This is a genomic window from Bradyrhizobium sp. U87765 SZCCT0048, from assembly GCF_018131225.1.
Taxonomy (GTDB): Bacteria; Pseudomonadota; Alphaproteobacteria; order Rhizobiales; family Xanthobacteraceae; genus Bradyrhizobium_A.
Genome location: NZ_JAFCMM010000007.1, coordinates 211,798 through 233,883 on the forward strand (window position 1 = coordinate 211,798; position 22,086 = coordinate 233,883).

A 22,086-nucleotide genomic window follows, 5' to 3' on the forward strand; every position below is an offset into this window, starting at 1 on the left:
AGCCGCCGCTTGACGTTTCCGCCGGCCGGTCGCAAAGTTTCATTTTGAAACTTATCGAGCGGGACCTCGCCTGGCATGCCCGGAAAGACCGATCTGTCGCGATTGAACTGCTCGCTCGCCCGCGCCCTCGGTGCGGTGGGCGACTGGTGGACCCTGCTGATCGTCCGTGACGCCATGTTCGGCGTGAAGCGCTTCAGCGACTTTCAGCACAGTCTCGGCATCGCGCGCAACATCCTGTCGTCCCGCCTCGCGAGGCTGATCGAGGCGGATATTCTCGCGCGACAGGGCACGGAGGCGCGGCCGCTGTACGTGCTGACCGCCAAGGGCAGGGCGTTGCTTCCGGCATTGGTCGCCCTGATGCAATGGGGCGATGCATGGCAGAGCGACGGCAAGCCGCCGGTCGTCGTGACCGACACCGCGGGCCGCGCGATCAAGCCGCTCGGCGTACGCAGCCCGTCCGGAGCCTCGCTCGACAGCGCCGGCGTGCGCTTCGCGCCGGGGCCCGGCGCCGACAAGCGGACGCGGGCCTTCTTCAAGGCGCGGGACGTTGCGGACAGCGATTGAGCGCGGGCCTCGCGGTCAGCCGACGATCGGCGCCGCGGCAGCTTCGGAGACGCCCTGCGTGGCGAGGATCGCAAGGTTCTTCTCGATCCTGGCGGTGTCGCAGTAGACGTGAAACTCGGTGACCTTGCCCCAGCGGATGGTGATGACGAACACGCCTTCGTTGGGCAGCGCGTTGCCCTTCCTGTCATAGAGTTCGTCCACCCATTCGACCGCCGCGAGGCTCTTCCAGGGCGTTCCGCTGACGATCAGCTTGCGGATGTCGAATTTGAGCCCCGGAAACACCGCGGCCAGCCGGCGGTACCATGCCTCCCGGCTGGCGGTGGTGATGCGGCGGCCCGACATCGCATGGCTGCCGGAGAACCAGTGCTCGGCATCGGGATGAAACTGGCAGGTGATGAAGCGATAGTCGCCGGCGTTGAGGCGCGACAGCACGCTCTGCAGTCTGCGTTTCAGAAAGAAGTGATACATCGACGCCTCCGCCGAGGAACCGCAGCCCGGCCAACATGCGGGGCGCTTTCAAGAGTTGCAGAGTAGTACCATTCTCGGATAGTTGCAAACTGATACTATTCCAGCTGCTGCGCGGGGAGCGTGGCCTTTGTCACCGCTGGTGGTGGTATGGCCGCGTGCAGCAGGTCGACGCCCCCGGCGTCAGCCGCGCGGCGAGGTGGAGCCGGTTCATCAGCCGCAGTTGCTCCGGCGCACCGGGAACGGTGGGGGTGTCCTTCGTGAGGATTTGCGATCTGGTACGCTCCACGTTCCAGATTCGTGGATCGAGGTGACGATGCTCTGTGATTCAAGCGTGCAGCCTGCCAGCCTGACCTTTGCCGACGATGGCGCGCAGCTCTTTGATGCCGCGCTGACTACGGGTGAGCTGCGGCAGTTGCAAGCGGTACTGTCGCATCTGCCGGCGGATCACGCCGGCCTCAGGCTGCGCGGCGTTGATGGGCTCGCGCCCTTTCTGGCCGCGACGGGGCCAATCGGTCGTTGCGCTGCGTCGGCGTTGGGCCATGGGGGCCATCCGGTACGCGCGATCCTGTTCGACAAGACGCCGGCGACCAACTGGGCGCTGGGCTGGCATCAGGACCGCACCATCGCCGTGCAGCAGCGCGTCGCGGTCGAGGGCTTCGTCACCTGGAGCGTCAAGGGCGGCATGACCCATGTCGAGCCGCCGTTCGCGGTGCTGGCCGGCATGGTGACCCTGCGCGTGCATCTCGATGCGGTGCCCGCGAGCAATGCGCCGCTGTTGATCGCGCCCGGTTCCCACACGCTCGGGCGGATCGCCGAGGACGACATTCGCGATGTCGTCGGGCGTTGCGGCACGGTGGCGTGCCTCGCTGCACCCGGTGACATCTGGCTGTATGCGACGCCCATCCTCCACGCCTCGGAGGCCGCCGTCGCGCCGACCCATCGCCGCGTGCTGCAGATCGACTTCGCCGTCGGCGGATTGCCCGGCGGCCTGGAGTGGCTCGGCGTTTGAGTGCTGTTGCTCGTGAAATCGGCCATCGGTGCGGCATGCGGGAGATACATTCACGGGCGAGAGTGGGCAGAGAGCGAGCCCTGAATATATTTTTTTTCGGAAACAGGTGGCGTAGAGGAAGTACTATTGGCCGTCGGTGATGCAGTTTTAGTAAGAAAGAGCAGCAAGAACAGGACAACCAAGAGTATCGCTCCCCCGCTATAAAAAGCTATAAGTCTCCGGGTGGAGTTCATTTTGAAGCCCAATATTCTAACGTTCTGGCTCGCTTCTGAGATAGTTTTTCCGAGGCCAATTTCCGGGATGGTGTTTGCATAACGCGCTTCGATTTTCGCGGAATGATCAACTGCCCCCTTGAGAAGGATGTGATACCAATACCGATCCATCAAGAAGAAGCCGAACCATGCAAATAGTGCGGCGGCGACGAAGCCGGCGCCTGCTGGAAAGGTCACTCCAAAAATATTTGCTTGTAAGCCTTGCTGGTAGGTGAAGCTAATAGCGGCAAGCAGCGCGCCAACAACAGTTATCGCGAAGTTGCGTGTGCGCATTTCGAGGTCATTGAAGTGCTGGTGCACATCAGTGCACTTTTTCCAGATCTCTATAGCATTCTTGCTTTCTTGTTCTGCGCTAATCGGGAGTGTTGGGTTGTCGAATTTGACAAAATCACAATGAATGAAGATCTCCGCGAAGGCGTCCTTCAGGACAATGCTGGGCGTAAAGTCGAGTCCTTTGGACGTGATAGCGCTTTCACGCTGCACATCCGCTTCTGTCCAGTGTGAAACACGCTGCAGTAGCCCGTATTCGGGGCGCCGCTGGCTTTCTCCGTACTGTGCATGCACGTCAAGAAGCCCTACGTCGCGGGCCATAGCAACGTCTTTGAAAAGGCTATCGCCGACATAAACGCATCGTTCGGTCTTCGCGCCGATCTCCTTGATTATATCAAGCAGGACGCGTGGGTTGGGTTTCAACTCGCCAGGTGGCGTGTGCCTAACTTCCGTTACCTGAAGTTGGTAAAATTCATCAGGGTGTCGCCGCAATTTCTCTATGGAAACGCCATTGGGTATTTCGTGGTCCATCGGACTGAAAAGAACGTCGATTACGCCATCGAGACCAAATCGCTTCAGACGATAGGCACTGTAGAAGCCCATCGACTCTGTATAGGCGACAATTTTCGTACCTTTCTTTTTGAGCTCCCAAAGGCTGGGGAATACGCTCGGGTATAGTTTTAGCTTCTGATCGCGGTCACGTCGGGCAAGTTCGAGCGCGTCTCGCAACTGGTCGCGAATATTGCCAGCGGCCCGTGCTTTCGCCAGCACATCAACTTCCTCAATGAGAAATGTGTACTCAGAGGTTCGGCGTGCTTGGTGAACTTTACGGATTGATGCGTCGACCTCGTCCAAGGATTGTCCGCTAACTTTGACGATCTCATCGTAGATTGGCTTGAATGATGCGTACCAAACCGCGAACCAGTCGAACAACGTGTTGTCGAGGTCGAGAATAACTGTATCGATGATTTTGCGAGACATCAGTAGACCTCTCCGGCGCGACAGAATTTACCTATATCGCCAGCAGCATGATTGGTGAGTGCGGCCCGAATTCCCTTAATATAATCAATAGTTGGCTACTAGGACTAAGATCCTCTCTCCATTTGTTCTTGTTTTGTTCTATCAAATTACCGATCTAAAACGAGAATGCAAGCCGTGCCCGATTAATTCGCCGTTTCTCGACACGGCGCGCATGCGTCGGTCACTATCGTGTTCTGCAATCACCACCGCCCCGGCGTCAGTCGCGCCGCGAGATAGAGGCGGTTCATCAGCCGCAGTTGCTCCGGCGCGCCGGGGCTGGTGGGGGCGTCCTTCATGGTCATGCCGACCATGGTCTTCATGTTGTTGAGCACCACGGCGGCGATGTCGTCGAGGGCGGCGTCGTCGAGCGCGGGCGCGCAGGCGGCCAGCGCGGTCTTGATGCCGGCGAGTGTCATGCTGCGGAAACGCAGGCGGATCTCGGTCCAGTCGGTGCGGGAGTCGAGCAGGGCGGCGATCGCGCGGGTGCGCGGATAAAGCCGCACCAGCAGGTCGATCAGTTCATCGGCGAGCGCTTCGGGCGTGGCGGTGGTGGCGCGGACGCGCATCGCCTCGTACTCGCCCGCCAGAACCTCGGCATACTGTTGCATCAGCGCGTCAGCGACGTCGTCCTTGCTCGGGAAAAAGCGATAGAGCGAGCCGATCTTGGCGTCCGCCCGTGCGGCGATCTCGGCCATGGTCGCCGCCTCGAAGCCGCGCTCCTGGAACACGGCGGCAGCGGCCTCGAGGATCTCGGCGACACGCTGACGGCCGACGGCGCGCTGCGGCGGCAGCGGTTTGCGGGGCGGGCTTGACAAAGTTGAGGACATGCTCAAATAGATTGTTTGAGGGTATCCTCAACTTTCTAGCCGTCTTCCGCCGCGCCGGCAATGGCGGGCGGCCGGCTGGCTCCCACGGCAAAAGGACGCGCCTATGCTTACTCTGCCCGCCGCCACCACCGCCCTGATCCTCATCGACCTCCAGAAAGGCATCCTCGCGATGCCGACAGAGCCGCACCCCAGCGCTGCCGTGCTCGCCAAAGGGCAGGCGCTGGCACAGCGCTTCCGGGCCGCGAAGGCGCCGGTGGTGCTGGTCAATGTGGCATTCTCGCCCGATTTCGGTGACGCACCGAAGGCACCGGTCGACCGTCCGCCGCAAATGCCCGCCGGTGGCTTTCCCAAAGGCTGGGCGGATCTCGCCGACGGCCTCGCCGCGCCCTCGGACATCCGCATCACCAAGCGCCAGTGGGGTGCGTTCTACGGCACCGAACTCGACCTTCAGCTCCGCCGCCGCGGCATCACCACGGTGGTGATCGGCGGTATCGCGACCAACATCGGCGTCGAGTCCACCGCGCGCGCCGCGCATGAGCACGGCTATGGCGTTGTGCTGGCCGAGGATGCCTGCGCCAGCCGCTCGGCGGCGATGCATGCCTTTGCGTTCGAGCACATCTTCCCCTCGCTCGGCCGCGTCGTCACGGCGGGCGACATCGTGCTGCAGGCATGACCGCGCGGCTGCCGCTGCAGCGTCTGCCGACCGCTGCGCGATGGGCCGCGCTGCTTGCGGCGTCCGGGCTGCTCGCAGCCGTGCTGACATGGGCGGGCCTTCCCGCGGCGCTCATGCTCGGGCCGCTGGTCGCCGCTATCCTGGTGCAGGTCGCGGGTGGGGTGGTGAAGCTGCCGCGTCCGCCGGTCGTCATGGCGCAGGCCGTGATCGGCTGTCTCGTTGCGCGCTCGATCACGCCGACGGTGATCACGGGGCTCGCCGGACACTGGCCGGTGTTCGTCGGCGTCGTGGCGCTGTCTGTCGCCGCGAGCACGGCCATCGGCTGGGCCATGAGCCGGCTGCACGTCGCGCCCGGCGGCACCGCCGTGTGGGGCATGCTGCCCGGCGCGGCCTCGGTGATGATGGTGATGGCCGAGGCCCACGGCGCCGATTTCCGCCTGGTCGCCTTCATGCAGTATCTGCGTGTCGTGCTGGTGGCGGCCGCAGCGTCGGTGGTGGCGCTGCTGTTCGTTCATGGTGGGGGCAGCCGTTTTGTCGGCGGCGTGTTCGTGCCGGTGGACTGGCCGCAGTTTGCCGCGACCGTGGCGATCGCGCTTGTGGGGGGCCTCGTCGGGCATCTGGTGCGCATTCCGGCAGGCGTGCTGCTTGGCCCGCTGGTGTTCGCCGCGGTGGCGAGCGTTTGCGGCGTGATCCGCATCGAGTTGCCGCCGGTGGTGCTGATCGCGAGCTATGCCGTGATCGGGTGGATGACGGGCCTGCGCTTCACCCGCGACGTGCTCGCGGCCGCGGCGCGCATGCTGGTGCCGAGCGTCGGCGCCACGGTGCTGCTGATGGCGTTCTGCGGTGGGCTGGCCTGGTTGCTGGTGGTGCTGCTGCATGTCGATCCGCTGACCGCTTACCTTGCGACAAGCCCCGGCGGCGTCGATGCCGCCGCGATCATTGCGGCGTCGACCAAGGTCGACACGCCGTTCGTCATGGCGCTGCAGACCATCCGCATGCTGCTGCTGCTGGTGATCGGCCCGCCGGTGGCGCGCTGGGTGGCAGGGACGCTGGATCGTCGGCCCGGGGGGGCGATCGATGCCGCCGATATCGGCGACGCGGGGTGAATGCCAGAGGTGCGAGTCAGGTCGCCGTGGTCGCCTGGGGCTCCCTGCGGCGCTTCCATCGCCGCGCGATCAGCCGCGCCGGAAAGATCAGTTGACCGAGGAACGAGCGCGGCATCTGCAGTTGCGGCAGCCCGTAGCGCTGCGGGCGTGTCGGCCTGAAATTTGCGGTTCCGAACAGCACATCCCAGACGCTGAACATGGCGGCATAGTTGCTGTCGAATTCCGTGCGGTCCGCAGAGTGGTGCGTGGCATGGAAGCGCGGACAGACGAAGATGCGGTTGAGCCAGCCGAAGCTGATGTCTGTGTCGGAGTGGTGCAGGGCGCTCAGCACGATCAGGCCGAGATAGACCGGCAGCCACATCGCCGGCGGAATGCCGAGCAGCACCACGGGCAGGAGCGTGATCAGGCCGTCGAGGATGTATTCGACGAAATGCATGCGATAGGTCGTGAGAAACGTGAGATTCTCGGCGCCATGATGGATGCTGTGTACGGCCTGCAGCCAGGGTACGGCGTGCAGCCAGCGGTGCTTCCAGTAGCGGCAGAAGTCGACCGCGATCAGGAACAGAACGAGCTGCAGCGGCTCCGGCGCGCCCCGCAACAGGTCGAGATAGAGAAACGGCGCGTGCTGGCGCAGGGCGCCGTCCACGAGATTGACCAGCGGTTGTTGCACCCAGGCGTAGACACCCCCGATGATGAGGACGGTGTAGAGCACGTCGGTCGCGAAGGATGCGTCGAGATAGCGGTCGATCCGCCGGTGCCTGATCAACTCGGCAACGACCAGCGCCAGGAACAGCGCGAACAACGCCGCGAACGCCTGCCACGCCAGCGAGGTCGCCAATTGGGCAGGGACCGCAGCCAGCAAGGAAGTCAGAAAGGTCATCGCAGCTACGTCAATCCCCGTCGACCGCTGTCAGGCATTCTAGCACGACCATGGCCACGGCTGCCAAGGCCGGGCAGGCGTGCGGCAGGCTAATTGGCCTTGAGCGCGCCGGCGTCCCGAAGACGATCGTAGGTCTCGACCGTGATCCCGTCGGCGATCGCACCGCCGGCGTCGCGCGCGCCGAGGTACTGCAATCCCGCGAGCTTCCTCTCGTTGTAGAGCGTCCAGACACGAAACTGGACCTTCATTCCCCTGGGATGATCGCCCACATGTCCGATCAGCAGCACGTCGGCGCGGCGTGCGCGCAGCGTGGCGAAGCGCGGCAGATCCTCGATCCCGACCTTTTCGTCGGACAGGTCGAGGAGGCTGATCGGCGGAATGGCGAGCCTGCTGCGAAGGCCGTGGGTGATCTCAGCCGCAACCGCGGCGAGGGCGATGTCGCTGCAGGTGAAATCGTTGATTGCGAGATACAGGTCGCGCTTGATCACGACATTGGGAATGAAGTTGTTGTTCGCCAGCGCAGGTCGCGCGATGGCAAGACCGCCGATCGACGTCAGCGCCGCGGCAAGTGTCGCGCGCCGGCTGATGGCCGCAGGTGATGACGACGAGACCGTCATGATGCCTCCTTCGCGCCGCGCTGGGCGGGCGCGACTCGCTGGCGATCCTACGCGAACTCTTCGTTCCAGGTGCGGCCGTCGCGCTCGATCAGCGCGACCGAGCCTGCCGGTCCCCAGCTACCGGAGACATAGGGGCGCGGCGGTTCGGGGGCCTGCGCCCACGCCTCGCGGATCGGGTCGATCCAAGCCCAGGCCGCGCGCACCTCGTCGCGGCGCATGAACAGCGTGGCGTTGCCGCGAATGACATCCATGAGAAGGCGCTCATAGGCCTCCGGCGCGCGGGCGTTGAAGGCCTGCGCAAAACTCATGTCGAGCGGCACCTGCTTCAGCCGCATGCCGCCGGGGCCGGGCTCCTTGATGGTCAGCCACAGCTTGATGCCTTCGTCGGGCTGCAGGCGAATGGTCAGGCGGTTGTCGACGACATGGCCGCCGACGCCCTTGAACAGCAGATGCGGCACCGGGCGGAACACCACCACGATCTCCGAGCGCTGTTCGTGCAGGCGCTTGCCGGTGCGCAGATAGAATGGCACGCCGCTCCAGCGCCAGCTCGACACATGGGCCTTGAGCGCCACGAAGGTTTCGGTGCGGCTCTCCGCGACGCCACTGTCGTCGACGTAGCCGGGGACGGTGTCGCCATTGCTGGCGCCGGCACGGTACTGGCCGCGCACGGTGAGCGCGGCGGCATTGCCGGAATCGATCGGCACCAGCGCGCGCAGCACCTTGAGTTTCTCGTCGCGCACCGCGTCGGCATCGAGCGATGCGGGTGGCTCCATCGCCACGAGGCAGAGCAGCTGCAGCAGGTGGTTCTGCACCATGTCGCGCAGCGCGCCGGAGTGGTCGTAATAGGCGCCGCGGCCGCCGACGCCAAGCGCCTCGGCGACGGTGATCTGCACATGGTCGACATAATGCGCGTTCCACAGCGGTTCGAGCAGGATGTTGGCAAAGCGCAGCGCCAAGAGGTTCTGCACCGTCTCCTTGCCGAGGTAGTGGTCGATGCGGAAGATCTGGCGTTCGGCGAACACCGCGCCGAGCGCGTCGTTGATTTCCTCGGCGGACGCGCCGTCGGTGCCGATCGGCTTCTCGACGATGATGCGCGCCTCCGGTGTGACAAGGCCGTGGGCGGCGAGTTTGGCCGCGAGCGCGCCAAACAGGTCCGGCGCGGTGGCCAGATAGAAGCCGCGCACCTTCGGCGAGGCCGCGCCGAACCAGTCGCGCAATTCCGTCCAGCCATCGTCGCCAAGGCCGTCGACGGCGATGTAGTCGATGGTGGCGAGAAAGCCCTCCAGCACGTCGCTGTCGGCGCTGGTCGCGCCGGCATGGCCGAGCAGGGCGTCGCGGATCGCGTTGCGGTAGGCCTCGCGCGGCATCGGCCGCCGCGACGCGCCGACGATGCGGCTGTCGCCGCCGAACTGGCGGTCGCGGAAGCGGTGGAACAGGGCCGGGAAAATCTTGCGGTAGGCGAGGTCGCCGGTGCCGCCGAAGATCACGAGGTCGAACGGTTTGACGGGAACGATCCTGCTGGTCACGCGCGCCTCTCGCTCATGCTGAATCACCACTCTAGCCGGGTTGATGTCCCGGCTATGGCAACGCCGCTGCACCGCAACGGGTTGACCAATGATTCAGCAATTTTGCGGGGTGATCAATGGGTTATTGCTCAACTAATGGGTATATGATCATATGGCCATGAAGCATCGGACCCCATGACCGCGCCAGACTCTGTACCCGACCTCGTCATCTTTGACTGTGACGGCGTCCTGATCGACAGCGAAGTCCTCAGCTGCCGCTGCCTGTCGGAGGTGCTGGCGGGCTATGGCATCCATGCCGATGTCACCGAGGTGCGTGATTTGTTCCTTGGCCGCAGCGTCGCGGCGGTCACGGCGCACTATGCGGGCCTGCGGCAGGCGATCCCGCCGCATTTTCCGGACGACTATGCGGCGCGGGTGCGCGAGGTGTTCACCGCGGCGCTGCGCCCGATTGCCGGCATCGGCGCGGTACTCGACGCCTTGAAGGTGCCCCGCTGCGTCGCCTCGTCGAGCGACCTTGCGCGAGTGAATCTGTCGCTGGCGCTGACGGGGCTCGCCGCGCATTTCGGCGACCATGTCTTCACCGCGCAGATGGTGCGCGAGGGCAAGCCGGCGCCGGATCTCTTTCTGTTCGCGGCGCAACGCATGGGCGCCGATCCCCGCCGCACCCTGGTCATCGAGGACAGTGTCAGCGGCGTGCAGGCCGGCAAGGCGGCGGGCATGACGGTGTGGGGTTTTGTCGGTGGTGGCCACTATGAGGGGCGCGACGGCCGCGCGCTGCTGACGGCTGCGGGCGCCGACCGGGTGTTTGATCATATGGACGATTTCTGGCGGACCGGTGAGGGCGATGGCGGCAACCGATAACGACAGGTCGCGGCTCGACGAGGCGGCGCGCGCCGGCTGGCTCTATTTCATCGCCGGCCACACCCAGGACGAGATCGCCCGGATGCTGAAGGTGTCGCGGGCGTCGGCGCAGCGCCTGGTGTCGCTGTGTCTCGCCGAGCGCCTGATCACTTTCCGTCTCGAACATCCCATTGCGGCCTGCATGGAGCTCGCCGCGCGCCTGCGGGACCGCTTTGCGCTGGCGTCCTGCGAGGTGGTGCCCGCCGATCCTGCCGCGCCGCTCGCCATCGCCGGCATTGCCGAGCGCGCCGGTGCGCTGCTGGAATCGACCCTGCGCAGCGAGACGCCGGTGATCGTCGCGCTGGGCACCGGACGCGCGGTGCGCGCCGCGGTCGAGAGGGTGTCGCCGATCGAGCGTCCCAACCACGAGATCGTCTCGCTGGTCGGCAACATCTCCGCCGATGGCTCGGCGAGCTTCTACGACACCGTCAGCCGGCTCGCCGACCGTACTGGCGCGCGGCACTATCCGATGCCATTGCCATTCCTGATGTCGTCGGAGGCCGAGCGCGACCAGATGTGCGGCATCAGCTCGATCGTCAAGGTGAGGGCGGTCGCCGCACGCGCCGACCTGCGGCTGGTCGGCATCGGCCAGATGGACCAGAGCGCACAGGTCCATGTCGATGGCTTCGTCACGCGCGACGAACTCGTCGAGATGCGCCGCCTCGGCGCCGCGGGCGAACTCACCGGCTGGGCGTTCGACGGCGATGGCCGCATCATCGATGGCGGCACCAACCGCCGCCTCACCAGCGTGCCGCCGCAGGTGCCGGCTGCCGCACTCACCGTCGGCGCCGCCCTCGGGCCGGCCAAGGTGCCGGCGATCCGCGCCGCGCTCGCCGGCCGCCTGATCAACGGCCTGATCACCGACGAAACCACCGCCCGCGCCATCCTGGCCGACTGACGCCACGCTTCCCGCGTGGCCTCGCCATCGTCCCTTCTGCCCACATGCTTGGGGGCTCATGGCCGTCCGCTGGCGGGAACCGCGTCGCGTGCTCCTGCGGCAGGCGGCAACCGCCGGCTTGACAAGCTTTTCACCTGATGTGAACATATTTGCAACGCGTGGGCATATGCTCAAACGCGACACAGGGAGGTTCTCGTGAGACACGTCCTCGGCGTTGTGCTCAGCGCGACTGCGCTCCTGGCTTCGGCCCCCTCGATGGCCCAGACGACCCTGACCGTCGCCACCGTGAACAACGGCGACATGATCCGCATGCAGGGCCTCACCGGCGACTTCACAGCCAAAAATCCCGACATCGCCGTCAAGTGGGTGACGCTGGAGGAGAACGTGCTGCGCCAGCGCGTCACCACCGATATCGCCACCAAGGGTGGCCAGTTCGACGTGCTGACCATCGGCACCTACGAGGTGCCGATCTGGGCCCGCAAGGGCTGGCTGGTGCCGCTCGACAATCTCGGCGCCGACTACGACGTCGCCGACCTGCTGCCGCGGATCCGCGACGCGGTCTCCGTGTCAGGCAAGCTCTACGCCGCGCCGTTCTATGGCGAGAGCTCGATGACCATGTACCGCACCGACCTGTTCCAGAAGGCCGGGCTCACCATGCCGGAGAAGCCGACCTGGAGCTTCGTCGTCGATGCGGCCAAGAAGCTCACCGACAAGGCGAACGGCGTCTACGGCATCTGCCTGCGCGGCAAGGCGGGCTGGGGCGAGAACATGGCGTTTCTCTCCGCCATGGCCAATTCGTTCGGCGCGCGCTGGTTCGACGAACAATGGCATCCGCAGTTCGACAAGCCGGAGTGGAAGACCACGCTCACGACCTATGTCGACCTGATGAAGGACGCAGGCCCTCCGGGCGCCAGCTCCAACGGCTTCAACGAGAACCTCGCGCTGTTCAACGCCGGCAAGTGCGCAATGTGGATCGACGCCACCGTGGCGGCGTCGTTCATCTCGAATCCGAAGGAATCCACCGTCGCCGACAAGGTCGGCTTCGCGCTCGCGCCCAACACGGGCCTCGGCAAGAACGCCAACTGGCTGTGGGCGTGGAATCTCGCCATTCCCGCGGGCTCCAAGAAGGTCGAGGCGGCGGAGAAGTTCATCGCCTGGGCGACCGGCAAGGGCTACACCCAACTCGTCGCGTCGAAAGAAGGCTGGGCCAACGTGCCGCCGGGCACGCGCACCTCGCTCTACCAGAATCCCGAGTACCTGAAGGTGGCGCCGTTCGCCAGGCCGACGCTGGCCTCGATCGACAGCGCCGATCCCAACAAGCCGACGGTGCAGCCGGTGCCCTATGTCGGCGTGCAGTATGCGGCGATCCCCGAATTCCAGGGCATCGGCACCTCGGTCGGTCAGCAGTTTGCGGCGGCGCTGTCGGGCGCGTCCACCGTCGACGCCGCCCTCGCCAGCGCGCAAGCCTCGACCGAGCGCGAGATGAAGCGCGCGGGGTATATCAAGTGAGGGGAGGGCGATTGGTGCGGGATGGGGATGACGTGACGTCTCGTTGTTAGCCGTCATCCTGAGGTGCGAGCGAAGCGAGCCTCGAAGGATGGACGGCCTGTGAGCGGCTACACGGGCCGTCGCCCTTCGAGGGTCCCGCTACGCGGGACCACCTCAGGGTGACGGATTGGACATTCCGCATTCCTCGCTTCCCTCCTCAACATGAGGAGCCAGGTTCATTCCCACAGCTCGCCTCCCGAGCTGTGACCTCGCGGCCATTCCGTCAGCCCCCGATGGGATGGCCGCTTCTATTGTCCCGACCGTGGAGACGGCGATGGCGACGCAGCAGACGAGGTTTCTGGCCAAGGCGCTGCTGTCGCCCGCCGTCGTGCTGTTGCTGATCTGGATGATCGTGCCGCTGGCGCTGACCATCTATTTCTCGACGCTGCATTACAGCCTGCTCGATCCGGGCTCGGAGAGCTTCGTCGGCCTGGAGAATTTCCAGTATTTCCTCACCGATCCGGCGTTTCTCGCCTCGCTCCGCAACACGCTGGTGCTGGTCGGCTCGGTGCTGGCCATCACCATCATGCTTGGCGTGCCGTTCGCGCTGCTGCTCGACCAGCCGGTGATCGGCCGCAGCATCGTCCGCCTGATGGTGATCGCGCCGTTTTTTGTCATGCCGACGGTGAGCGCGCTGGTGTGGAAGAATTTGCTGATGCACCCGGTGTCCGGGCTGTTTGCTTACGTTGCGCGGCTGTTAGGCTTAACCCCGATCGACTGGTTCACCGACGCGCCGCTGCTGGCGGTGATCCTGATCGTGTCCTGGCAGTGGCTGCCGTTCGCGACCCTGATCCTGCTGACCGCGCTGCAGTCCCAGGACGAGGAGCAGAAGGAGGCCGCCGAGATGGACGGCGCTGGCGCGTTCTCCACATTCATCTGTCTGACGCTGCCGCATCTGGCGCGGCCGATCACGGTGGTGATTCTGATCGAGACCATTTTCCTGCTGACCGTGTTCGCCGAGATCTTCGTCACCACCGGCGGCGGCCCGGGGTTGCAGACCACCAACATCGCCTTCCTGATCTACTCCCAGGCCCTGATCCAGTTCGACGTCGGCAGCGCATCCGCCGGCGGACTGGTCGCGGTGGTGATCGCCAACATCGTGGCGTTCTTCCTGGTGCGGATCGTCGGCCGCAACCTGGAGGCATGACGCCATGGCGCGCAAGGTGACGACGCGGCGGGTGGTGGTGTCGACGGTGGCGGCGTGGCTGTTCGGCTTCCTCGTGTTCCTGCCGATCCTGTGGATGATCCTCACCAGCTTCAAGACCGAGCTGGAAGCATTTGCCACCCCGCCGTCATTCCTGTTGTTCCACTGGACCACCGAGAATTACGCCGCGGTACAGGAGCGCAGCGACTACTTTCATCACGCGCTCAACTCCCTCATCGTCGCCGGCGGCTCGACCCTGATCGCGATGTTGATTGCGGTGCCGGCGGCATGGTCGATGGCCTTCGCGCCGACCAGACGCACCAAGGACATCCTGCTGTGGATGCTGTCCACCAAGATGATGCCGCCGGTCGGCGTTCTCGTGCCGATCTATCTCATCTTCAGGTCGCTGGGCCTGCTCGACAGCCGGGCCGGACTGGTCGCGATCCTGTGCCTTGGCAACCTGCCGATCGTGATCTGGATGCTGTTCACCTACTTCAAGGAAATCCCAAGGGATATCCTCGAGGCTGCGCGCATGGACGGCGCCACCATCGGCCGCGAGCTGATCTACGTGCTGACGCCGATGGCGATCCCCGGGCTCGCCTCGACGCTGCTGCTGAACTTCATCCTGGCGTGGAACGAGGCGTTCTGGACGCTGAACCTGTCGACGCTGGAGGCGGCGCCGCTCACCGTGTTCATTGCCTCCTATTCCAGCCCGGAGGGATTGTTCTGGGCGAAGCTGTCGGCGGCGTCGACGCTGGCGATTGCGCCCATCCTCATTCTCGGCTGGTTCAGCCAGCGGCAGCTCGTCCGCGGCCTGACCTTCGGCGCCGTCAAGTAGCAACAGGGAACGACACACCATGGGGCAGATTACGCTGCAGGACGTTCGAAAGTCGTTTGGCCCCGTCAACATCATCAAGGGGGCGAACCTCGATATTCCCGATGGCTCGTTCGTCGTGTTCGTCGGCCCGTCCGGCTGCGGCAAGACCACCTTGCTGCGCCTGATCGCGGGCCTTGAAGATGTCACCGGTGGCGCCATCCTCATTGACGGCCGCAATGTCGTCGACGTGCCGCCGGCGAAGCGCGGGTTGTCGATGGTGTTCCAGTCCTATGCGCTCTATCCGCACATGAGCGTGCGCGGCAACATTGCCTTCGGCCTCAAGATGGCCGGCCTGCCGCGCGCCGAGATCGACCGCAAGGTCGAGGCCGCCGCCGCGACGCTGAACCTCACCGGCTATCTCGACCGCAAGCCGCGGGAATTGTCCGGCGGCCAGCGTCAGCGCGTCGCCATCGGCCGCGCCATCGTGCGCGAGCCCAAGGCGTTCCTTTTCGACGAGCCGCTGTCGAACCTCGACGCCGCACTGCGGGTGCAGATGCGCATGGAGGTGACGCGGCTGCAGAAGCAACTGGGCACCACGGCGATCTATGTCACCCACGACCAGGTCGAGGCCATGACCATGGCCGACCGCATCGTAGTGCTCAACGCCGGCGCCATCGAGCAGTACGGCGCTCCGCTGGACCTCTATGAGCATCCGGCCAACCTGTTCGTCGCCGGCTTCATCGGCTCGCCGCGCATGAATCTGGTCACCGGCGCGCCGGCGGCCGAGCATGGCGCCACCACCATCGGCATCCGGCCGGAGCATCTCAAGGTGACCAAGGGCGAGGCGGGCGAGGGCTGGCCCGGCACGGTGGCGGCCGCCGAGCATCTCGGTAGCGACACCTTCGTTTATGTCGACGCCGGTCCCGTCGGGCAACTGACGGCGCGCTGCATCGGCGAGCAGGGGCTCGCGCCCGGCGACCGCGTGCGGTTGTTGCCCGAACCGGCGCGAATTCATCGCTTCGACGCCGGCGGGCAGGCGCTGCGCTGAGACTTCATCCCGGCCGCCATGTGTTGCGGCCCGTAACAAGGCAGACCACCATGTACCTCGACAAATTCAAGCTTGACCGTCGCATCGCCCTCGTCACCGGCGGCGGGCAGGGCATCGGGCTCGCCTGCGGCGATGCGCTGGCGGAAGCCGGCGCCATGGTGATCATCGCCGACCGCGACAGTGCGGCCGCAGAGGCCGGGCGGGCGGCGCTGGCGGCCAAGGGCTATACCGCAGAGGCCGTCACCATGGACGTGACGGATTCCGCGCGCGTCACTGAAGTCGCCGACGATGTTGTCGCGCGTCACGGCAAGATCGACATCCTCGTCAACAATGCCGGCATCGCCCGCAGCGAGACGCCGGCCGAGACGGTGACCGACGAGCACTGGCTCAACGTCCTCGACGTCAATCTCAACGGCACGTTCTGGTGCTGCCGCGCCTTTGGCCGCCACATGCTGGCGGCGAAGGCTGGCGCCATCGTCAACATTGGCTCGATGTCCGGCTTCATTGTCAACAAGCCGCAGGAGCAGGCCTTCTACAATGCGTCCAAGGCGGCGGTGCATCATCTGACCAAGTCGCTGGCGGCCGAATGGGGCGCGCGCGGCGTGCGGGTCAACGCGGTGGCGCCGACCTATATAGCGACCCCGCTCAACGCTTTCGTGAAGAGCAATCCGGCGATGTATGACGCCTGGATCGGCGGCACGCCGATGGGGCGGATGGGCGAGGTCGAGGAGATCGCCTCGGTGGTGCTGTTCCTGGCGTCCGACGCCGCCAGCCTGATGACCGGCAGCGTTGTTGTGGTCGATGGCGGCTACACTTGCTGGTAGGATACCCGTGGGAATCTCGGGTGGTCGGGACATGACGCAGGCCTTCATCGGTGTGGACGTCGGCACGTCGAGTGCGCGCGCCGGCGTGTTCGATGGCCATGGCAAGCTGCTGGCCGCGGCGCGGCACCCCATCACCATCTGGCACGAGGCCGGCGGCATCGTCGAGCAGTCGTCGGCACAGATCTGGGACGCCTGCGTCACCGCGGTCAAGGCGGCGATGATGGAGGCGGCGGTGCCGCCGTCCGCCGTGCATGGCCTCGGCTTCGACGCCACCTGCTCGCTGGTGGTGCTGGATGCGGCCGGACAGCCGCTCACGGTCAGCCCGTCGGGCGATCCCGCGCGCAATGTCATCGTCTGGATGGATCATCGCGCCGCCGCGGAAACCCGGCGGATCAACGCCACCGGCGACGAGGTCCTGCGCTATGTCGGCGGCTCGGTGTCGCCGGAGATGGAAATCCCCAAGGTGCTGTGGCTGAAGACCCACCTGCCGCGCAGCTATGCGGGAGCCGGGCATTTCTTCGATCTCGCCGACTACCTCACGTTCCGCGCCACCGGATCGACGGCACGCTCGATGTGCACGCTGACCTGCAAGTGGAACTACCTCAGCCATGAACAGCGCTGGAGCGCGAGCTATCTCGACCGCGTCGGCCTCGGCGATCTCGTGACCGAGGACTTTCGCCGGATCGGCCGCGACATTGTCGTGCCCGGCCGCGCACTCGGCACCGGGCTCACCCTCGCTGCTGCGGCCGAACTCGGCCTGCCGCCGGGCACGCCGGTCGGCGCGTCGCTGATCGATGCCCATGCCGGCGGCGTCGGCATGATCGGCGGCCGCGCGGACGATGGTGGCCCGGTCGATGTCTGCCGCCGGCTCGCCTACATCATGGGAACGTCGGCCTGCATCATGGCCTCGACGCGCGAGCCGCGCTTCGTCGACGGCGTCTGGGGGCCTTACTTTTCCGGGATGGTGCCGGGACTGTGGCTCAACGAGGGTGGCCAGTCGGCTGCGGGCGCGGCGATCGATCATCTGCTCAAGGCCCATCCAGCCCATGGCGAGGCGCGCGATGCGGCGCGCGGGGCCGGGCTCGACCTGCCGACTTATCTCGAACGGCGCATCCTGACGCAGGTCGCGACGCCCGGGGAGGCGGCACGGCTCGCGCGCGACATCCATGTCTTTCCCGAGTTCCTCGGCAACCGCTCGCCGTTTGCCGATCCCGACGCCCGCGCCATCGTCGCCGGTCTCGACCTCGACGACGACATCGCCTCCATGGAGCGGCTGTTCGTCGCCGGACTGTGCGGGCTCGCCTATGGTCTTGCCGACGTGGTCGAGGCGTTCCGCGCCCATGGCGTCGCCTGCGACCTGATGGTGATCGGCGGCGGCGCCGGGCGCAGCGCGCTGGTGCGCCAGATCATGGCCGACACGACGGCCCTCACCGTGGCGCTGCCGCAGACCGCCGAGCCCGTGCTGCTCGGCGCCGCGATGCTGGGGGCGGTGGCGAGCGGCGTATACCCCTCGGTCGACGACGCCATGGCGGCGATGTCGGCGATTGGCTCGCCGAGCGCGCCGGCCGCCGCGGGGATCACCGACTTCCACCGCGCCAAGCGGCGCATCCACGGCCTGATGCGCGAACTCGACCGCGCCAGCCGCGGCGTGATGCGCGGAACCGGCGGCGAGGATGAAAGTACGATGGTCTGACGATTCATCTATGTCATCCGTCACCCCGAGGTCGCCATGCGAAGCATGGCCCTCGAAGGGCGACGGCCCGAGCAGCTGTTCAGCGGCTGTGCATTCTTCGAGGCTCGCGGAGCCTGTCATCGGGCCGCGCTTCGCGCGGACCCGTTGGCTCGCACCTCCGGATGACGGGTCTATAGTTCGAGCTCAATTCTCCATTTCGAGACACGGGATGCCCAACACCATGCTGCTGAGCTGCGGAGACGCCCTGATCGATTTCCTGCCGGTGCGCGCCGCCGATGGCCGCGACGCCATGGCGCCGGTGGTCGGCGGCTCCTGTCTCAACATCGCCGTCGGCATGGCGCGGCTCGGCGCGGCGGCCGGCTTCGTCGGTGGGCTCTCCACCGACATGTTCGGGCAGATGATCGCCGGCCATGCGACCGCATCCGGCGTCGACCTGCGTTTTGCGACGCGCAGCGGCCGGCAGACGACGCTGGCCTTCGTGCGCATGGAGGACGGCGAGCCGCGCTACGCGTTTTACGACGAAGGTTCGGCGGCGCGCAGCTGGCGGCACGTGCCGGGCGCGATGTCGCTCGCCGGGATCGACGCCGTCCATGTCGGCTCGACCACGCTGGTGGACGAGGTCGCCGCGGCGCAGGCGATGGCGCTGGCCGTCGCGGCGCGGGCCGCGGGGACGGCGGTAGCATTCGATCCCAATTGCCGTCCGGGTCTTGTCGCCGACAAGGCGGCCTATCGCGCAGGGATGGACGACTTCATCGCCGCCGCCGATATCGTGCGGATGTCGGACGTCGATTTCGCGTTTCTCTATGACGACGCCGACATGACCGCGAAGGCGGCGCAATGGCTCGACGGCGGGGCGCGCCTTGTCGTCGTCACCCGGGGCGGCGAGGGCGCCCAGGCCTGGCATCGTGGCGCCGGGACCGTCGCCGTACGTGCACCGCAGGTCGACGTCGTCGACACAATCGGCGCCGGCGACAGTTTTCAGGCGGCCTTGCTGGTCGCGCTCGCGGCGACAGGGCGCATCGCGCCGCCGGCGCTGGCGCAGGCCGATGCCGCCGACATCCGCCGCGCGCTGGCGTTCGCGGCGGCCTGTGCCGCGATCACCTGTAGCCGTCCCGGCGCCGATCCGCCGCGCATGGCCGAGCTGCCGGCCGACATCAGGCGATTGCTGGCGTCCTAGGTCGTGGCTCATTAACGCGCAGCCTGGCCTGATTGGTGCGAGTTGAACGAAGGCAAGGTCGTTGGCAGCGAGCTTGTCGTGGCGCGTCAGGCGAAAGCGGTCATCACCCCCACAGACAATTCCAGCGGGGTGCCGTCGAAAAATGACCCTTGTGCATGGTCCGTCCGAGGCGATCCGGGCGAGCTCTTTAACGAGCGCAATCGCCAGCACTGCGGACACATCAATGCGCCGCTGCCGGGCTCTCTTCCTGCTGACGCGCTGTTGAGGCTGCAAGAATAAGGCGACTCGCAGGCGGTAGGTCGTAGCGGGGCTCGATGCCGAGGAGCGGCCCGATACGGGCAATGACATGGCCCGCGGTCGGAACGGCGTTCCAGCCCGACGCGATCTGGCCGTAGGTCTCCTTCAGCGGCTGCGGCTCGTCGAGCATGATCAGGAGCTGATATTTTGGCTTGTCCGCTGGCAGGATGGCAGTGAACGCTGTCAGCACCCGCTTTTTGGCATAGCGGCCGTTGACCACCTTTTCCGCAGTGCCGGTCTTGCCGCCAATGTAGTAACCGGGAACATTCGCCCTTTTTGCGGTGCCGATCTCTGCGTTCAGCCGCATCAGGAACCGCATCTTGTCCGAGGTTTCGGGCTTGATCACGCGCTTTGCGATCGCCCGCGCCTCCTCCTCGGAGCGCTTAAGGAAGGTCGGGGGAATCAGAAGGCCGCCGTTCGCCAGCGCACTGACGCCCATCACCGCCTGTAGCGGCGCCACCGCCATACCGTGGCCGAACGCAATGGTAATGGTGTTCAAATCGCTCCAACGTCGCGGCAGGATCGGCGACGCGCTCTCGGGCAATTCCGTACGCAGCCGATCGAGCTGCCCCATCTTGTGCAGGAACGCCTTGTGAGCCTCCAAGCCCTGCGACAGCGCAATCCGCCCCGCGCCGACGTTGGAGGAGAAGGTGAAGACTTCCTTCATGGTCAGGAAGCGGCCCTTCGGCTCGTCATCATGGATCGCGAACTTGCCGTAGTGCAGCGGTTCGCGCGCGTCCCACAACGAATCGAGGCCATATTTCCCGGTGTCGAGTGCCATCGCGAGCGTGAAGGCCTTGAAAGTCGAGCCCATCTCGTAGACGCCGGTGGTCAGGCGGTTGATGCGGTCGGGGTCGTGCACTTCCTTCGGATTGTTCGGATCGAAGTCCGGCAACGATACCATCGCTATGATCTCGCCGGTGTTTACGTTGGTCACGAGGCCGGAGGCGGCTTTGGCGTGATACTTGTCCTTGGCCTTCAGGAGTTCGTCGCGTAGCGCGTGCTCGACGCGCAAATCGACCGACAACTCGATCGGCTTCTGTAGCCAGTCGGTGGCAAAGCCGGCGCGGTGGAGATCGGCGAGGCCCTGATTGTCGAGCCACTTCTCCATGCCGGCGATGCCCTGATTGTCGATGTTGACGAGACCGATGAGGTGGGCGACCTCGTTGCCGGTGGGATAGATGCGCTTGTTCTCGCGCAGGAAGCCGATGCCGGGCAGGCCGAGCTTGTGGATGTCCTGCTGCTGCTTCGCCGTGATTTCGCGCTTCAGCCAGACGAAGCTCTTGCGCGAGGACAGGCGCTCGCGCACCTCGGTCTCGTCGAGGTCAGGCACGGTCGCGGTCAGCAGCTCGATCGCCTCGTCCTTGTCGATGATGCGGCGTGGCTCGCCGAACATGCTGGCGGCCTTGACGTCGGTGGCGAGGATCTCGCCGTTACGGTCGACGATGTCCGGCCGCGCGGTCGCGACCACTTCCTGCGAGGCGGCGCCCCGCGCACCATGGACGTCGGCGCCGATCGTAAACATCACGAGCCGGCCGCCGATCAGGGTGTAGACCGCCGCAAAGGCCAGCATGACAAGGCCGACGCGCGCGCGCGCCTTCGCGGCGCGGTCGACGTTATGCCCATAGAGCAGATTGCGGATGAGTTTGAGCCGCCACCTTGCAGGTTGTTTTGGCTGGGATACGGCGCTCATCATCGTTTGTTTGCCGGAAATAAGCAGTCTGCCATGCACCGCAGCCTTCTGTGGGCAGCCGTTCACTCCTCATTAACGGGTGGTTGGTTAACAACCCCTGATTGAAATATTGCACCAATAAATCTTTTTTGATGTTCGCTTTTATCCCTTCCTTCGTCTGCGGATGACCACTGCAGGCTCATCGCGACATTTGCGGCAGTCCGCCCCCCGAGTCTTCCGACGTTTGTCCTTCTCCCCGCCGCGCCAGCAAGCCCGGCGCCGGCGCGTCTTCGACTTTATCGTTATTGACGATAACGATTAATCAAATTAATGATCTGCTCCGTGAGTGGGGACTTGCGCATGCTGTGGTCGCGGTGGACGGCGGGATCGGACAGTGAAACGGTGAATGACGTCTTCGTCGCCGTGACGATGTTTCGTGCCCGCCGTCGCCGCGATATGCCCGGCATCCTGTGGTCGGGTCATCTGCTGCAACGGCGCTGGGCCGAATTGCCGGGCTCGATCGGCGTGTGGACATGGCTCGATCTGCGGCACGCCTGCACCGGTTCGGTATCGGTATGGCGCGACGAGGCCGACATGCGCGCCTTCGTGCGCTGGAAGCCCCATGTCGAGATTGTCAGGCGCCATCGTCAGGCCGGCAAGATGACATCGTCGAGCTGGACGTCGCCGCAGCTCGCGCGCCGTGCGATCCGCTTCAGCGCCGAGGGCCTGCTGACGACCTGGATCGCGCAGGGCTGACGGCCGCGCCGCCTTCAATCGCATGATGGCCGGTGCCGCGCCGCGGCTCCCGGCGAGTGTCCCGCAGCGGGAGAGGTTGG

Annotated in this window: 21 protein-coding genes; 14 read left to right on the top strand and 7 right to left on the bottom strand. The window is 65.6% G+C overall.

Annotation, left to right across the window (positions count from 1 at the left end):
* Positions 1–75: 75 nt before the first annotated feature.
* Positions 76–564 carry a winged helix-turn-helix transcriptional regulator gene (locus JQ639_RS33440; protein WP_211964524.1) on the top strand — a complete coding sequence of 163 codons (489 nt, stop codon included), beginning with the start codon at positions 76–78 and terminating at the stop codon, positions 562–564.
* A 15-nt stretch (positions 565–579) separates the two neighbouring features.
* Here JQ639_RS33440 and JQ639_RS33445 read toward each other — a convergent pair whose 3' ends face one another.
* Positions 580–1,032, bottom strand: coding sequence for a nuclear transport factor 2 family protein (locus JQ639_RS33445; protein ID WP_211964525.1), 453 nt, complete (start codon positions 1,030–1,032; stop codon positions 580–582).
* Between the two features lie 127 nt (positions 1,033–1,159).
* Here JQ639_RS33445 and JQ639_RS33450 point away from each other — a divergent pair, with 127 nt between their 5' ends.
* A complete protein-coding gene (locus JQ639_RS33450; protein WP_249122889.1) occupies positions 1,160–2,041 on the top strand; it encodes a phytanoyl-CoA dioxygenase family protein in 882 nt (293 codons plus the stop codon).
* 50 nt (positions 2,042–2,091) lie between these two features.
* Here JQ639_RS33450 and JQ639_RS33455 read toward each other — a convergent pair whose 3' ends face one another.
* Both JQ639_RS33455 and JQ639_RS33460 read right to left on the bottom strand, forming a co-directional pair.
* Entirely contained in the window at positions 2,092–3,564 is a 1,473-nt protein-coding gene (locus tag JQ639_RS33455) for an HAD family hydrolase (RefSeq protein WP_211964526.1), read from the bottom strand.
* 239 nt (positions 3,565–3,803) lie between these two features.
* Positions 3,804–4,430 carry a TetR/AcrR family transcriptional regulator gene (locus tag JQ639_RS33460; RefSeq protein ID WP_211964527.1) on the bottom strand — a complete coding sequence of 209 codons (627 nt, stop codon included), beginning with the start codon at positions 4,428–4,430 and terminating at the stop codon, positions 3,804–3,806.
* A gap of 103 nt (positions 4,431–4,533) precedes the next feature.
* Between JQ639_RS33460 and JQ639_RS33465 the strand changes: the two genes are divergently transcribed.
* Positions 4,534–5,103: a hydrolase gene (locus tag JQ639_RS33465; protein ID WP_211964528.1), complete on the top strand. Its 570-nt coding sequence runs from the start codon at positions 4,534–4,536 to the stop codon at positions 5,101–5,103.
* Positions 5,100–6,209, top strand: a complete 1,110-nt coding sequence (locus JQ639_RS33470; protein ID WP_211964529.1) for an AbrB family transcriptional regulator — start codon at positions 5,100–5,102, stop codon at positions 6,207–6,209. Before JQ639_RS33465 ends, JQ639_RS33470 begins: the two co-directional genes overlap by 4 nt.
* 16 nt (positions 6,210–6,225) lie before the next feature.
* Here the strand turns inward: JQ639_RS33470 and JQ639_RS33475 are convergent, their stop codons facing one another.
* The 3 genes from JQ639_RS33475 to zwf all read right to left on the bottom strand — a co-directional run bounded on the left by JQ639_RS33475 (position 6,226) and on the right by zwf (position 9,232).
* Positions 6,226–7,089, bottom strand: coding sequence for a sterol desaturase family protein (locus JQ639_RS33475; RefSeq protein ID WP_211964530.1), 864 nt, complete (start codon positions 7,087–7,089; stop codon positions 6,226–6,228).
* 89 nt (positions 7,090–7,178) lie between these two features.
* Positions 7,179–7,706 carry a hypothetical protein gene (locus JQ639_RS33480; protein WP_211964532.1) on the bottom strand — a complete coding sequence of 176 codons (528 nt, stop codon included), beginning with the start codon at positions 7,704–7,706 and terminating at the stop codon, positions 7,179–7,181.
* Between the two features lie 47 nt (positions 7,707–7,753).
* Positions 7,754–9,232: a glucose-6-phosphate dehydrogenase gene (zwf, locus tag JQ639_RS33485; RefSeq protein WP_211964534.1), complete on the bottom strand. Its 1,479-nt coding sequence runs from the start codon at positions 9,230–9,232 to the stop codon at positions 7,754–7,756.
* A gap of 174 nt (positions 9,233–9,406) precedes the next feature.
* On the opposite strand from zwf, the gene JQ639_RS33490 reads away from it, so the two are divergent.
* From JQ639_RS33490 to JQ639_RS33530, 9 genes are all read left to right on the top strand, one after another.
* The gene (locus JQ639_RS33490) at positions 9,407–10,093 is read left to right on the top strand and encodes an HAD family hydrolase (protein ID WP_211964536.1); all 687 of its coding nucleotides are present in this window, start codon (positions 9,407–9,409) and stop codon (positions 10,091–10,093) included.
* Positions 10,077–11,030: a sugar-binding transcriptional regulator gene (locus tag JQ639_RS33495; RefSeq protein WP_211964538.1), complete on the top strand. Its 954-nt coding sequence runs from the start codon at positions 10,077–10,079 to the stop codon at positions 11,028–11,030. Before JQ639_RS33490 ends, JQ639_RS33495 begins: the two co-directional genes overlap by 17 nt.
* A 195-nt stretch (positions 11,031–11,225) precedes the next feature.
* Positions 11,226–12,539, top strand: coding sequence for an ABC transporter substrate-binding protein (locus tag JQ639_RS33500; RefSeq protein ID WP_349644670.1), 1,314 nt, complete (start codon positions 11,226–11,228; stop codon positions 12,537–12,539).
* A gap of 313 nt (positions 12,540–12,852) precedes the next feature.
* Positions 12,853–13,725, top strand: a complete 873-nt coding sequence (locus JQ639_RS33505) for a carbohydrate ABC transporter permease (RefSeq protein ID WP_211964542.1) — start codon at positions 12,853–12,855, stop codon at positions 13,723–13,725.
* Positions 13,726–13,729: 4 nt separating this feature from the next.
* Positions 13,730–14,560 (top strand): carbohydrate ABC transporter permease, encoded by an 831-nt coding sequence (locus JQ639_RS33510; protein ID WP_211964543.1) that lies wholly within the window; start codon positions 13,730–13,732, stop codon positions 14,558–14,560.
* Positions 14,561–14,579: 19 nt separating this feature from the next.
* The gene (locus tag JQ639_RS33515) at positions 14,580–15,587 is read left to right on the top strand and encodes an ABC transporter ATP-binding protein (RefSeq protein WP_211964544.1); all 1,008 of its coding nucleotides are present in this window, start codon (positions 14,580–14,582) and stop codon (positions 15,585–15,587) included.
* Positions 15,588–15,637: 50 nt separating this feature from the next.
* Positions 15,638–16,411: an SDR family NAD(P)-dependent oxidoreductase gene (locus JQ639_RS33520; protein WP_211964545.1), complete on the top strand. Its 774-nt coding sequence runs from the start codon at positions 15,638–15,640 to the stop codon at positions 16,409–16,411.
* Positions 16,412–16,442: 31 nt separating this feature from the next.
* Positions 16,443–18,104, top strand: a complete 1,662-nt coding sequence (locus tag JQ639_RS33525; protein ID WP_211964547.1) for an FGGY-family carbohydrate kinase — start codon at positions 16,443–16,445, stop codon at positions 18,102–18,104.
* Positions 18,105–18,324: 220 nt separating this feature from the next.
* The gene (locus JQ639_RS33530) at positions 18,325–19,281 is read left to right on the top strand and encodes a carbohydrate kinase family protein (protein ID WP_211965124.1); all 957 of its coding nucleotides are present in this window, start codon (positions 18,325–18,327) and stop codon (positions 19,279–19,281) included.
* 220 nt (positions 19,282–19,501) lie between these two features.
* Here the strand turns inward: JQ639_RS33530 and JQ639_RS33535 are convergent, their stop codons facing one another.
* A complete protein-coding gene (locus JQ639_RS33535; RefSeq protein ID WP_211964549.1) occupies positions 19,502–21,271 on the bottom strand; it encodes a peptidoglycan D,D-transpeptidase FtsI family protein in 1,770 nt (589 codons plus the stop codon).
* 381 nt (positions 21,272–21,652) lie between these two features.
* Here JQ639_RS33535 and JQ639_RS33540 point away from each other — a divergent pair, with 381 nt between their 5' ends.
* Positions 21,653–22,006 carry a hypothetical protein gene (locus tag JQ639_RS33540; RefSeq protein ID WP_211964552.1) on the top strand — a complete coding sequence of 118 codons (354 nt, stop codon included), beginning with the start codon at positions 21,653–21,655 and terminating at the stop codon, positions 22,004–22,006.
* Positions 22,007–22,086 lie beyond the last annotated feature (80 nt).